The organism is Streptomyces sp. NPDC056503, assembly GCF_042794995.1.
Classification (GTDB): domain Bacteria; phylum Actinomycetota; class Actinomycetes; order Streptomycetales; family Streptomycetaceae; genus Streptomyces.
The window spans coordinates 17514-30315 of sequence record NZ_JBHTST010000108.1; the positions used below are offsets into that span (position 1 = coordinate 17514).

Genomic DNA, 12802 nt, shown 5'->3' on the forward strand with positions numbered 1-12802 from the left:
CTCTCGTCGCGCGTCGAGGTCCCCACCCGTACGTGGCGCGCCGTTTCGCGACGCCGCCCGGCGGGTCCTTCACGCCACTCGCCTGTACCGCCGGGAGATACCGCCATGTCCGCACGCCCGAACGCCGCCGCCGTCACTGCCGTCACCGCCGCCACCGAGACCGCCGCCGACTCCGCCGACGCCTGCTGCACCGGCCCGCTGCCCGTCCTCGGCCGTGACGTCACCGTCCCGCTCGTCACCGGCGGCGAGGTGAGCTACGCGGCCCTCGACTACGCGGCCAGTGCCCCCGCCCTCCAGCGCGTCTGGGACGACGTCGCCGCCTACGCCCCGTACTACGGCAGCGTCCACCGCGGCGCCGGCTACCTCTCCCAGCTCTCCACCGACCTCTTCGAGCAGAGCCGCGCCACCGTCGCCGAGTTCCTCGACTGCCGCGAGGACGACCAGGTCGTCTTCACCCGCTCCACCACCGACTCGCTCAACCTGCTCGCCCAGGTGGTCCCCGCCGGCTGCCAGGTCTTCGTCTTCGAGACCGAGCACCACGCCTCCCTGCTGCCGTGGCGCGATGCCCGGGTGACGTACCTCAACGCGCCGCGCACTCCCGCCCAGGCCGTCGAGACCCTGGAGCGGGCCCTCGCCGACCGCGAGCCGTACGGTCCCGCCCTGGTCTGCGTCACCGGCGCCTCCAACGTGACCGGCGAGCTGTGGCCGGTCCGCGAACTGGCCGCCGCCGCCCACGCGCACGGCGCCCGGATCGTCCTCGACGCCGCCCAGCTCGCCCCCCACCACCCGGTCTCCGTGCAGGAGCTCGACGTGGACTGGGTCGCCTTCTCCGGGCACAAGCTGTACGCGCCCTTCGGCTCCGGAGTGCTGGCCGGCCGTGCCGACTGGCTCCAGGCCGCCGAGCCCTACCTGGCGGGCGGCGGTGCCTCCCGCACGGTGACGCGACGCGTCAGCGGGGAGGGGGCCGGCGGCGTCGACGTCGAGTGGCACACCACCGCCGCCCGCCACGAGGCCGGCTCCCCGAACGTCATCGGCGTCTACTCCATCGCCTCCGCCTGCAGGGCCCTCACCGAGGCCGGCTTCGACACCCTCGTCGCCCGCGAGCGGCACCTCGTCGACACCGTCCGCGCCGGGCTCGCCGAGGTCCCCGAGGTGCGGGTCCTCTCCCTCTTCGGCGACGACGCTCCGCGCGTCGGCGTCATCTCCTTCGTGGTGGAGGGCTGGAACAGCTCCCACTTCGCCGCGGCCCTCTCCGCCGAGTACGGCATCGGCGTCCGCGACGGCCTCTTCTGCGCCCACCCCCTCGTCCGGACCCTCCTCGGTTCCGACCCGCAGGACCCGGGCGAGTGCGGCGCCCCCGAGCCGGCGGCCCCGGGCGAGAGGTCCCTCAACGCCATCCGCGTCAGCTTCGGCGCCGGTACGCCGGACGAGCACGTCGAGCGCTTCGTCGGCGCCGTGCGGGAGCTGGTCCGCGACGGCGCCCAGTGGAAGTACCGCACGGAGGACGGCCGCTGCGTCCCCGACCGCGGCTGACGGTCCTCCGCCGCGGGCGGGGGACCGGGCGGGGAGTTCATTCCTCGAAGGCAAGTACGAACGAGCACGAAGGTGGCCCCGGACTCCGTCCGGGGCCACCGCCGCCTTCCCGGCCACCGGGGCCGGTCGGCGGCGCACCGCTCGATCCGTCCGGCGACGCCTCCCGGTCAGGACTCCAGACCGATGGCGAAGGCCGCCTCCAGGTCGTGCTGCGAGTAGGTGCGGAAGGCGACGTGGGTGTCGGTGCCCTCGACGCCCGGGATCTTGCTGATCCGGCCGGGGATGACCTCGGCCAGGTCGTCGTGGCGCGGCACCCGGACCATCGCGATGAGGTCGTACGTGCCGGTCACCGAGAAGACCTCGCTGACGTTGTCGAGCGCGGCGATCGACTCGGCGATCTCGGGGATGCGGTCCACGCTGGTCTTGATGAGGACGATCGCGGTGATCACGGCTGGCTGTCTCCCTCGGTCGCCGCTGCTGGGGTTTTCACTCTATCCCCACCCCGGAACCGCACCCAGGCGTAGAGGAAGCCGACGGAGAACCCCACGACGTGGGCCAGGTAGGCGACCCCGGGTCCCGCGCCGGCCGCGCGGGCGGCCAGCCACTGGAGCGTGAACCAGAAGACGAGCACCGCCCAGGCCGGGAAGCGCAGCGGCAGGAAGAAGAGGAAGGGGAAGAGGCTGGTGACCCGGGAGCGGGGGAAGAGGAAGAGGAAGGCCCCGAGCACCGCGGAGATCGCCCCCGAGGCCCCCACCAGGGTCTGCTCGCTGTCGGCGTGCGCCACCGCGTAGCCCAGCAGGGCGAGGTAGCCGGTGCCCAGGTAGAAGAGGGCGAACTCGACGTGCCCCATCCGCTCCTCGGCCATCGCCCCGAAGACCCAGAGGAAGAGCATGTTGCCGAGCAGGTGGAGCCAGCCGCCGTGCACGAAGAGGGCGGTGAAGGGGGTGAGGAGGGCGTCGGGGTCGCCCCGCGTCAGCTCGGCCGGCACCACCCCCCAGCGCCGGAAGTACGCGCTCTGCGCCGCGAGCACCTCGTCCCCGGTCCCGTACGACGGGTTCAGTCCGGAGACCGGGCTGACAATGAAGAGGAGACAGCAGGCGGCGATCAGTCCGTAGGTCACCGCGGGTCCGGTACGGACGCCGCGACAGGCGCCCAGGGCCGTGCCTCGCCAGTCGATCATGGACAGATCATGGCCCAAGAGGGACGAAGTGGACAGAGTGCCTCGCCGGGCCGGGCGCCGTCCGGTGAGGCCGTAGGGTTACGGGATCGAGCACCGCAGTCCGACGGCGCACCGCGGCTCCCGTACCTGGTACCACCACGACAGGAAGAAGGACGGCACCATGACGACGGTTCCCCTGCCGACCGACGCGACCCGCTGGCGCTGCACCCTGTGCGGCAACCTGACCCGCTTCGACGTGACGCGCTCGTCCAAGGTCGTCGAGTACGTCCATCTGGACCTCGCCGGGGAGCCCAAGGTCGAGGAGCGCGAGGTGGTCAGTGAGACCATCGAGTCGGTCCGCTGCCGCTGGTGCAACGCGGTGGACCAGATCGAGCTGGTGGACAAGCCGGGCGTCGAGTCCTGACGGACGGCGCCGACGACAGTAGGGGTGACGGATCGTGGAGCAGCCCGCGCACGGTGGCGAACCGGCCGGCGCGGCAGGTGACGCTGCCGAGACGCTCGACCATCCCCTGCCGGAGGGGGTACGGCGGCGAGTGATCGCCCTGGTCGCCGACGCCTTCGGGGGCCTGACCGTCGCCGAGCTGCCCGCCCCCCTGCGTCAGTACGCCCGCTTCACCGCGAGCCGGCGCGCCAAGTTCGCCGGCAACGCCATGGCCGCCGCCCTGGAGGGCGATCCGCTCTTCCGGCAGCGGATCGGCGAACGGTTCAAGCAGGCCCAGCCGGAGCTGGCCGAGGCCGTGGAGACCGGCACCCCGCCCGCCGCCGCCGACCCCGTCGACGTGGCCGCGGCGGCCTACGTGCTCCGCCCGACGGGCTGGGCCAAGCTGGTGGCCGCCGCCGGCGAGGAGGTCCAGCGCGCCGACGCCGAACGCGCCGACGAGGCGGGCCGGCGCGAGGTGGAGCGGCTCCGCGAGGAGCTGGCCGCCGCCCGCGAGCGGACCAGGGACGAGACCGAGCAGCTCCGGCACGACCTGGAGGCCTCCCGCAAGGAAGCCGAATCGCTTCACCGCAAGCTGCGCAGCGCCCAGAGCGACGTGAAGCGCGGTGAGGCGGCGCTGCGCCGCGCCCAGGCCGAGATCGAGGCCGTCCGCTCCGAGTCGGCCTCCCAGGTGTCCGCCGCGGAGAGCGAGTCCCGGCGGCTCAAGGCCCGGCTGGGCGAGGCCGAGGCGGGCCTGGAGGCGAGCCGCCGGGCCGCCCGCGAGGGGCGCTCGGTGGAGGACATGCGGCTGCGGCTGCTGTTGGACACCGTGCTCGACGCGGCCCAGGGGCTGCGGCGCGAACTCGCCCTGCCGCCGGTGTCGGTGCACCCGGCGGACACGGTGGACGCGGTGGAGCCGGGGCGGATGTCCCCGAAGGACATCGCGGCCCGCGCCCTGTCGGAGACCGATCCGGCCCTGCTGGACCAGCTGTTGGAGCTGCCGCAGACCCATCTCGTCGTCGACGGCTACAACGTCACCAAGACCGGCTACCCGACGATGCCGCTGGAGAAGCAGCGGCTGCGGCTGCTCGGCGGGCTCTCCGCCCTCGCGGCCCGTTCGGGCGCCGAGGTCACCTGTGTCTTCGACGGGGCGGAGCTGGCCGCGCCGGTGCTCCTCGCGCCGCCGCGCGGGGTGCGGGTGCTCTTCTCCAAGCCCGGGGTCACGGCCGACGAGTTGATCCGCCAGCTGGTCAGGGCGGAGCCGCCGGGCCGGCCGGTCGTCGTGGTCTCCACCGACCGCGAGGTGGCGGACGGCGTCGCGAAGGCCGGTGCGCGGCCGGTGGCTTCGGCTTTGCTCCTCAAGCGCCTTTCGCGCCTCTCGTGACGACTCGCCCGGCTCGCAACTCTTGTGTTCTATGCCCGATTTCTGGACGGCGGTCCGTCAAGTGGTGGTCACACGCGGTGTGATGCGTGTAAATAAAGTGCTGCGTGGGCGAGTTTTTTGCCAGCGGGATTTGAACTGATCACAACTTGGTCACTAGGGTCGGGGCTCGAACCTTCGCGCGGTTGATCACCCATCAGGGCGGTCCGTGGAGGAACCGCCTGCCCCTGACCGGCCGGGCGGCTCGAGGAAGAAGGAGCTCGCCTTCGTGGCGTCCCACCGTCGACCCAAGCAGCCGAGCCGCACCCGTGTGACCGTGCTCACCGCGACCGCGGCCGCCGCCGTCGCGTTCTCCGCCCAGACCGGAGCCCAGGCGGCCCCCAAGCCGAAGATCGACGAAGTCAAGTCGAAGGTCGACAAGCTCTATCACGAGGCCGAGGAGGCCACGGAGCAGCACAGCCTGGCCGAGGAGCGCCGCGGCAAGCTGCAGAAGGAGATCGGCCAGATCCAGGACCGGGTGGCGCGTGGTCAGCAGGAGCTGAACACCCTCCGGGACCAGATCGGTTCGGTCGCCAGCGCCCAGTACCGCTCCGGCGGCATCGACCCGGCGCTCCAGCTCTTCCTCTCCTCGAACCCGGACGACTACCTGGACAAGGCGTCCGCCATCGGCCGGGTCACCGACCAGCAGGCCGACGTCCTCGCCTCCATCCAGGACAAGCAGCGCACCCTCGCCCAGCAGCGCGCCGAGGCCACCGCCAAGCTCGCCGACCTCGAAGAGGTCCGCAAGACGCTCGGCGAGAAGAAGCGCAAGGTCCAGAGCAAGCTCGCCGACGCCCGCAAGCTCCTCAACACCCTCACCGCCGAGGAGCGCGCCCGCATCCAGCAGCAGGAGCAGGAGCAGGCGGAGCGCGCCAGCCGCGCCGCCGGCGAGCGCGTCGACCTGGGCAACGAGGTCCCGGCCAGCGGCCTGGGCGCCGCCGCCCTCTCGGCCGCCGCCACCCAGCTCGGCAAGCCGTACCAGTCCGGCCAGGAGGGTCCGTACGCCTACGACTGCTCCGGCCTGACGCAGTGGGCCTACCGCCAGGCCGGCGTCCGCCTCTCCCGCGTCACCTACACCCAGCAGAACGACGGCACCAAGATCGGCCGCAGCCAGCTCAGGCCCGGCGACCTGGTCTTCTTCAACGGCCTGTCGCACGTCGGCCTGTACGCGGGCAACAACACGATCCTGCACGCCCCCAAGCCGGGCGCCGTGGTCCGCTACGAGTCGATGAACTACATGGGCACCTTCCAGTTCGGTGTCCGCATAGGCGGCTGACCCGCCCGGCGTGCCGCCCGAACGGGTGGTTCGCCGCACCCCGTACTGACCTGACGCCCCGCCGGTGACCTTGTGATCTCCGGCGGGGCGTCATTTTGTGTGTCCGGCACCTTCGTTGGACGTGACCGGGGGAGCGGCTACTGTCTGCCGCGCCAGTCCGCACGAGCCGATCGGAGAGCGACGAGCCGTGGCCTCCCACCGCCGACCCGTCCGGGTCACCGTCCTGACCGCAGCCGCCGCGGCCACCGCGGCGGCCTCCTTCGGTGCCGTCCCCGCGAGCGCCGACCCGGGCGCCGGCACCGAGGCCACCCGCGCCACGGTCGACCGGCTCTACGAGGAGGCCGAGCGCGCCGCCGAGGGGTACAACCGGGCGGACGAGAAGGCCGACGCCCTGCGCCGCAAGGTCGGCCAGGCCCAGGACAGCCTCGCCCGGGGCCAGGAGCGCATCAACCGGATGCGGGGCGCCCTCGGTTCGCTCGCCGGCGCCCAGTACCGCTCGGGCGGCCTCGACCCCGCCCTGGTCCTGCTGCTCTCCTCCGACCCGGACAGCTACCTCGACCGGGCCTCCGCCCTCGACCGGGTCACCGCCCGGCAGAGCGCCGCCCTCACCGAGCTCCGGCGGGAGCGCCGCCGGCTCGACCAGGAGCGCGCCGAGGCCCGCACCGCCCTCGGCGAGCTGGAGCGCAGCCGCGCCGAGGTGGCCCGCCACAAGCGGTCGGTGGAGCGCAAGCTCGCCGAGGCCCGCCGGCTGCTCGCCTCCCTCACCGCGGCCGAGCGCGCCGACTACGAGCGGGCCTCCCGCTCCGGCGGCCGGGCCGACGGCCCCGCCGAGGAGCTGCCGCCGCCGGCCGACCTCGGCCCGGCCGACTCGCGGGCCGCCGCCGCGGTGCTCGCCGCCCGCAGCGCCGTCGGCAAGCCGTACGTCTGGGGCGCGACCGGCCCGACCGCCTTCGACTGCTCGGGGCTGATGGTCTGGTCGTACCGGCAGGCCGGGATCAGCCTGCCGCGCACCTCGGCCGCCCAGCGGCAGGCGGGGCGGCAGGTGCCGCTCTCCCAGGCGCAGCCCGGCGACCTCGTCACGTACCGCGGCGACGCCAGCCACGTCGCCATCTACGCCGGGAACGGGCAGGTCATCCACGCCCCCTACCCGGGCGCCCGGGTCCGCTACGACCCGGTGAACATGATGTCCCACGTGACGGTGACCCGGCCCTGAGGCCGCCGCCCGGCTCCGGGAGGCGCGACCCCGTCACCCTTCCGTACGATCTGATGCGTGGTGGAACAGGGGTGCGGAGCGCGACGGCCGGGAGCCGCGCTGCTCGCCCTCCTCCTCGCCCTCGCCGCGCTCGTCGGCTGCTCCACCGCCGCCCGCCCCGCCGACCCGGCCCTCCGCGAGGTGCGGGCCCTGCTCGACCGGCACGCCGAGGCCCTCCTCGACCGCGACGAGACCGCCTGGCTGGCGGCCGTCGCCCCCTCGTACCGCTCCGCCGCGCGCACCGAGTTCCGCCGGCTCGCCGCCGTGCCGCTCGCCGACTGGTCCTACCGCGTCACCGGCGTCGACCGGACCGGAGAGGGCCGGCTCACCGCCCGCGTCGAGCGCGGCCACCGCGTCGAGGGGTACGACCGCGGGTCCCTGGACTCCGGCCGGGTCGTCGACCTCGCCGAGCGGGACGGACGCTGGTACGTCACCGGGGAGCGGCCCGCGGAGGGCGCCCCGGTGCGCCTCTGGGAGCAGGGCGAGGTCACCGCGGTGCGCGGCGCCCGCTCGCTCGTCCTCGGCGTCGGCCAGGACCGGGAGCGGCTCGCCGAGATCGCCCGGCTCGCCGACCGGGCGGTGCCCGCCGTCGACGCGGTCTGGCGTCCCGGGTGGGCCCGCCGGGTGCTGGTCCTCGTCCCCGCCTCGCTCGACGACATGGGCGGGCTGCTCGCGGTGGACGGCTCGCAGTACCGGGGGATAGCGGCCGTCACCACCGGTGAGACCGGGCGCCGCGCGGACGCGCCCGCGGACCGGGTGATCGTCAACCCGGAGGCGTACGGGGTGCTCGGCGACTTCGGCCGGGAGCTGATCCTCACCCACGAGACCGTCCACGTCGCCACCCGCGCCCACACCTCGCCGGCCACCCCGGTCTGGCTCTCCGAGGGCTTCGCGGACTGGGCCGCCTACCGGGGCGGCGGCCGCACCCCCGCCGAGGCCGCCCCCGAGCTGCGCCGGGCCGTGCGGGCCGGGGACGTGCCCGCCGTGCTCCCCGAGGACGCCGACTTCGGCTTCGAGGGCGACGGCGACGCCCTGGCCCGGGCCTACGAGAGCGGCTGGCTGGCCTGCGCGATGATCGCCGATCGCTGGGGCGAGGACCGGCTGACCGCCTTCTACCGGGAGGTGGGCGCCCACCCGGGCCGGGAGGGCGCGGTGGAGAGCGCCCTGCGGAAGGTGCTGGACACGACCCCGGAGGAGTTCACGGCGGACTGGCGGGCGTACCTGCGGGTTCAGCTCGGCTGACCGAGGGCGTCGAGTTCCGCGAGGGCCTCGGCGAGCCAGGCCTTCTCCTCGGTGCCGGTCGCACGGGCGATCCGGAGCATGCCGCGGCGGAAGAGGTCCGGCTCCGCCTCGACGGTGGCCGGGGCGCCGTCCTCGTAGAAGAAGCTGGCGGGGGTCAGCAGGAAGGCCTGGCGGCGGCGGAGGACGGCGGCCTGCTCGGCCGGGTCGGACAGCAGGCCGAGGAAGGTCAGCAGGGTGAAGAAGCGCTGGCCGTCGGTGATCTCGACGTCCTTGGGGGAGCGGAGCCGGTCGAGCAGTCCGGCGCGGCCCTCCGGGGTGAGCGAGAGGGTGCGGCGGGGCGCGGCGCCGGCGCCGGGCTCGGTGCGGCTCTCCACCAGGCCGTTCCTCACCAGGCGGTTGATCGCCGGGTAGAGGGCGCCGTCGCTGACCGGGCGGACGTGGCCGCTCAGCGCCTGGATGCGCTCCTTCAGCTCGTACCCGTGCAGCGGCCGCTCGTACAGGAAGCCCAGGATCGACAGTTCCAGCACCGGACGTCCTCCTTCCACGCTTGTCCTCGCTCGTCCCCGCATGCTACCTCTTTTCGAGGTGCCTCGAATCGAGGTATATCGAAAAGAGGGGGAATCCATGGGGGCACAGGGGAGCCACCGCCGCACGCTCGTCCGGCTCGGCGGGCCGGTCTATCTGGAGCTGCTCGCCGGCGTCGCCGCCGGGATCGTCAACATGGTCTGGGTCGCCCGGCTCGGCGGGGACGCGGTCGCCGCCGTCGCCCTCGCCACCAACGTCGAGAACCTGCTCCTCGGCGTCGTCCTGATGGCCGGCTCCGGCACCACCGTGCTCGTCGCCCGGGCCCGGGGCGCCGCCGACCCCGGGGCCGTCCGCACCGCCGTCCGGGGCGGGGCCGCCCTCTGCGCCCTGCTCGTCCCGCCCGTCGCCCTCGGTGGCTTCCTGCTCCGCGAACCGCTCGCCGCGCTGCTCCTGGGCGGGGGAGGCGGGGCCGGGACCGGCGGAGGGGACGCGTACCGCCTCACCGTCGCCTACCTCGCCGTCTCGCTCCCCGGCACGGCCGTCTTCTTCGCCGGGAACGTCCTCGACGGCATCCTCAAGGGCGCCGGCGACACCCGCACCCCCATGCGGCTCGCCTTCCTCGCCAACGGCCTGGTCCTGGTCCTCGACCCGTTCCTCATCCACGCGTACGGAGTGCCCGGCGCCGCCGTCGCCACCGTCCTCGGCCGCACCGCCGCCCTCGCCGCCGGAGTGGTCGTCCTGCGCCGGAACCCGCTGCTCAGGGCCGCCCGGGCCACCGCGCCCGCCGGGAGCGCCGGCGCGGCCGCACGCCGCACCGCCGCCACCGGACTGCCGATGGCCGCCGACTTCACCGTGCGGATGGCCGGCGCGCTCGCCCTCGTCGCCGTGGTCGCCCGGCTCGGCGTCACCGAGACCGCCGCCTACGGCATCGCCACCAAGGGCATGTACGTCGCCACCATGGCCTTCTACGCCGTGCGCCAGGCCGCCGCCATCCACACCGCCCACCTGCTCGGCGCCGGGACCGGCGGGCGGGGGGCCGTCGCCCGGGCCGCGACCCTGCTCGGGGCGGTGCTCGGGGCGGGCTTCGCCGCGCTCCTGTGGGCCGGCGCCGACGGGCTGATGCGGCTCTTCGGGGCCGGGCCCGAGGTCGTCTCGGCGGGCGCGCTCTTCCTGCGCTGCCTCGCCGGCCACCTGCCCCTCATGGGCGCGTACATCGCCGCCGCGGGGGTCTTCGAGGGCGCGGGGGCGAGCCCGTACCTGGCCAGGATCACCGTCGCCGGGGTCCTGCTCCAGCTGCCGCTCGCCCTCGCCCTGTCAGGACTCGGGCTGCCCGGCGTCTGCCTGGCCATGACGCTCGCCATGGCCGCGCAGTGCGGCGCGCTGGCGGTGCTGCACCGCCGTACCGCGCGCGCCGCTCAGGCCGAGCGGGTCAGCACCTTCTCGGGCTCCGGCTGACCCTCCGGGACCGGGATGACCGTCCCGGCCTCGGTGACCGTGTGCTTCCACAGGATCCGGCAGGCCATCAGGGTCGCCGCTATCAGCAGGCCGTTGCGCAGGAACAGCACGCCGACGCCCAGCCAGTCGCTCTGCGTCACGTGGGAGAACCAGACCGGGAACTCGAACTGCGTCACCGCCGTCGCCCACAGGATCAGGTACGCGGGCGTCCGCATCCGGCTGGAGCGGTACACCAGGCAGACCGCCGCCAGACCGACCAGCCAGATCATGTACTGGGGGGAGATCACCCGGCTCGTCGCGGTGAAGAGCAGCACCGCGACGAAGGCCGCGTCCGCCACCGTCGAGGAGGTGAAGCGGCGCGCCCTGAACCGCCACAGCAGCAGCCAGCCGAAGGCCGCCACCGTCAGCGCCATCGCGCCCTTCGACACCCAGGACACGTACGGGCCGAGGAACTCGATCGAGCCGTAGTTCATCCGGGCCTCGCCGTCCCAGCCGAAGTGCCGGGCCACGTGGAAGACCATCGCGCCCAGCGACTCGACCTCCGTGCCCCGCTCGCTCTGGAAGGAGAGGAAGGCCAGCGAGCCCGGCATCCAGGCCATGCACAGCACCAGCACGCCCACCGCCGTGCCGGCCGCCACCGGCCAGGACCGCCAGGTCGCCCGGCCCTTCGGGGTGCCCGCGAGGATCAGCGCCGGCCACACCTTCAGCGCCGCGCCGAACCCGGCGAGCGCGCCCAGCACGCGCGGGCTGCGGATCGCGGCGAGCAGCCCCACCACGGCGACGGCGGTGACCATGATGTCGTAGCGGGCGTACGCGGTGGGGCCCATCAGCGGCACCGCCGCCAGCCACAGCCACGCGCCCCGCGTCGACCGGCCCGGCCGGCCGCCCGTGTACACGAGCAGCCCGAAGACGACGGCGTCGCAGAGGAAGGCCAGCACGAAGAAGGCGGCCGAGTAGTTCAGGAACGGCAGCAGGGCGGGGGAGAGGATCGCGAGGGCCGCGGCCGGCGGGTACTGCCAGGTCACGTCGTCCTGCGGGTACGTGCCGGTCTTCAGGACCTCGTACCAGCTCTGGTAGATCTGCTCCACGTCGCTGGTGACGTCGGGACCCGGCACGACCACGATCTTGAAGACGCACACCAGGAGGACGACCCTGGTCAGGGCCCACAGGCCCAGCGGAAGACGCAACTCCCGCAGCCGCCCAGCCGTGCGTGAGCCGATCTCCACTGCGCCCGTCATACCTGTCCTGTTCCTGTCCTGTCGGTCCGCTCGCGCGGAGAGGGGTGGTGCCGGGCGTAGGGTGCGGCCGCGTGCCATCACGTACTGTCTGTCACGATGCACAAGACCCTGATCGTAACGAACGACTTCCCGCCGCGTCCTGGCGGAATCCAGGCGTTCCTGCACAACATGGCGTTGCGACTGGACCCCGACCGGCTCGTGGTCTACGCCTCCACCTGGAAGCGAGGCCGCGAAGGCGCGGAGGCCACCGCTCTGTTCGACGCGGAACAGCCTTTCACGGTTGTCCGGGACCGCACCACCATGCTGTTGCCCACACCACGTGTGACCGCCAGGGCCACCGCGCTGCTGCGCGAACACGGCTGTGAGTCGGTCTGGTTCGGCGCCGCCGCGCCCCTCGGGCTGATGGCGCCCGCGCTGCGCCGGGCCGGCGCCGAGCGGCTGGTCGCCACCACCCACGGGCACGAGGCCGGCTGGGCCCAGCTGCCCGCGGCCCGGCAACTGCTGCGCCGGATCGGCGAGGGCACCGACACGATCACCTACCTCGGCGAGTACACCCGCTCCCGGATCGCCTCCGCCCTCACCCCCGCCGCCGCGGACCGCATGGTGCAGCTGCCGCCCGGCGTCGACGAGAAGACCTTCCACCCCGGCTCCGGCGGCGACGAGGTCCGGGCCCGCCTCGGCCTCACCGACCGCCCGGTCGTGGTCTGCGTCTCCCGGCTCGTCCCGCGCAAGGGCCAGGACACCCTGATCCGCGCCCTGCCCCGGATCCTGCGGCAGGTGCCCGACGCGGTCCTGCTGATCGTCGGCGGCGGCCCCTACGAGAAGGACCTGCGCCGGCTCGCCGCCGAGACCGGCGTCGCCGCCTCGGTGCGCTTCACCGGCGCCGTGCCCTGGTCCGAGCTGCCGGCCCACTACGGCGCCGGCGACGTCTTCGCGATGCCCTGCCGCACCCGCCGCGGCGGCCTCGACGTCGAGGGCCTCGGCATCGTCTACCTGGAGGCGTCCGCGACCGGACTGCCGGTCGTGGCCGGCGACTCCGGCGGCGCCCCGGACGCCGTCCTCGACGGCGAGACCGGCTGGGTCGTCCGCGGCGAGTCCGCCGAGGACACCGCCGACCGCGTCACCACCCTCCTCCTGGACCCCGCCCTGCGCGCCCGCATGGGCGAGCGCGGCCGTGCCTGGGTGGAGGAGAAGTGGCGCTGGGACCTGCTGGCGGAGCGGCTCAGGGAGCTGCTCTAGCGACAGGGGGGAGGGGCCCGGCGC

At 74.2% G+C, this 12802-nt stretch carries 12 protein-coding genes; 8 read left to right on the forward strand and 4 right to left on the reverse strand.

What is annotated here, in order from left to right:
* The first annotated feature begins 105 nt into the window (after window positions 1–105).
* Window positions 106–1533 carry an aminotransferase class V-fold PLP-dependent enzyme gene (locus tag ACFQ8C_RS27045; RefSeq protein WP_383462153.1) on the forward strand — a complete coding sequence of 476 codons (1428 nt, stop codon included), beginning with the start codon at window positions 106–108 and terminating at the stop codon, window positions 1531–1533.
* A gap of 167 nt (window positions 1534–1700) precedes the next feature.
* Here the strand turns inward: ACFQ8C_RS27045 and ACFQ8C_RS27050 are convergent, their stop codons facing one another.
* Together ACFQ8C_RS27050 and ACFQ8C_RS27055 are read right to left on the reverse strand one after the other, a co-directional pair.
* On the reverse strand, window positions 1701–1982 hold the full coding sequence (locus tag ACFQ8C_RS27050) for an Lrp/AsnC family transcriptional regulator (protein WP_030758121.1): 282 nt from the start codon (window positions 1980–1982) through the stop codon (window positions 1701–1703).
* On the reverse strand, window positions 1979–2713 hold the full coding sequence (locus ACFQ8C_RS27055) for a rhomboid family intramembrane serine protease (protein ID WP_383462155.1): 735 nt from the start codon (window positions 2711–2713) through the stop codon (window positions 1979–1981). Before ACFQ8C_RS27055 ends, ACFQ8C_RS27050 begins: the two co-directional genes overlap by 4 nt.
* 160 nt (window positions 2714–2873) lie before the next feature.
* On the opposite strand from ACFQ8C_RS27055, the gene ACFQ8C_RS27060 reads away from it, so the two are divergent.
* From ACFQ8C_RS27060 to ACFQ8C_RS27080, 5 genes are all read left to right on the forward strand, one after another.
* Window positions 2874–3116: a hypothetical protein gene (locus tag ACFQ8C_RS27060; protein WP_383462156.1), complete on the forward strand. Its 243-nt coding sequence runs from the start codon at window positions 2874–2876 to the stop codon at window positions 3114–3116.
* Between the two features lie 34 nt (window positions 3117–3150).
* Window positions 3151–4515 (forward strand): NYN domain-containing protein, encoded by a 1365-nt coding sequence (locus tag ACFQ8C_RS27065; protein ID WP_383462158.1) that lies wholly within the window; start codon window positions 3151–3153, stop codon window positions 4513–4515.
* Between the two features lie 265 nt (window positions 4516–4780).
* Window positions 4781–5827: an NlpC/P60 family protein gene (locus tag ACFQ8C_RS27070; protein WP_383462160.1), complete on the forward strand. Its 1047-nt coding sequence runs from the start codon at window positions 4781–4783 to the stop codon at window positions 5825–5827.
* 187 nt (window positions 5828–6014) lie between these two features.
* Window positions 6015–7040: an NlpC/P60 family protein gene (locus ACFQ8C_RS27075; RefSeq protein WP_383462162.1), complete on the forward strand. Its 1026-nt coding sequence runs from the start codon at window positions 6015–6017 to the stop codon at window positions 7038–7040.
* 57 nt (window positions 7041–7097) lie between these two features.
* Complete coding sequence (locus tag ACFQ8C_RS27080; protein WP_383462164.1) at window positions 7098–8321, forward strand: hypothetical protein; 1224 nt, start codon at window positions 7098–7100, stop codon at window positions 8319–8321.
* On the opposite strand, the gene ACFQ8C_RS27085 is transcribed toward ACFQ8C_RS27080, so the two are convergent.
* Window positions 8309–8848: a PadR family transcriptional regulator gene (locus ACFQ8C_RS27085; protein WP_383462166.1), complete on the reverse strand. Its 540-nt coding sequence runs from the start codon at window positions 8846–8848 to the stop codon at window positions 8309–8311. The two genes, ACFQ8C_RS27080 and ACFQ8C_RS27085, sit on opposite strands and share 13 nt — an antisense overlap.
* Window positions 8849–8945: 97 nt before the next feature.
* On the opposite strand from ACFQ8C_RS27085, the gene ACFQ8C_RS27090 reads away from it, so the two are divergent.
* Window positions 8946–10301, forward strand: a complete 1356-nt coding sequence (locus ACFQ8C_RS27090) for an MATE family efflux transporter (RefSeq protein WP_383462168.1) — start codon at window positions 8946–8948, stop codon at window positions 10299–10301.
* Here the strand turns inward: ACFQ8C_RS27090 and ACFQ8C_RS27095 are convergent.
* Window positions 10262–11539 (reverse strand): glycosyltransferase 87 family protein, encoded by a 1278-nt coding sequence (locus tag ACFQ8C_RS27095; RefSeq protein ID WP_383462170.1) that lies wholly within the window; start codon window positions 11537–11539, stop codon window positions 10262–10264. The two genes, ACFQ8C_RS27090 and ACFQ8C_RS27095, sit on opposite strands and share 40 nt — an antisense overlap.
* 96 nt (window positions 11540–11635) lie before the next feature.
* On the opposite strand from ACFQ8C_RS27095, the gene ACFQ8C_RS27100 reads away from it, so the two are divergent.
* Complete coding sequence (locus tag ACFQ8C_RS27100) at window positions 11636–12778, forward strand: glycosyltransferase family 4 protein (protein ID WP_383462172.1); 1143 nt, start codon at window positions 11636–11638, stop codon at window positions 12776–12778.
* The last annotated feature ends 24 nt before the right edge of the window (window positions 12779–12802 follow it).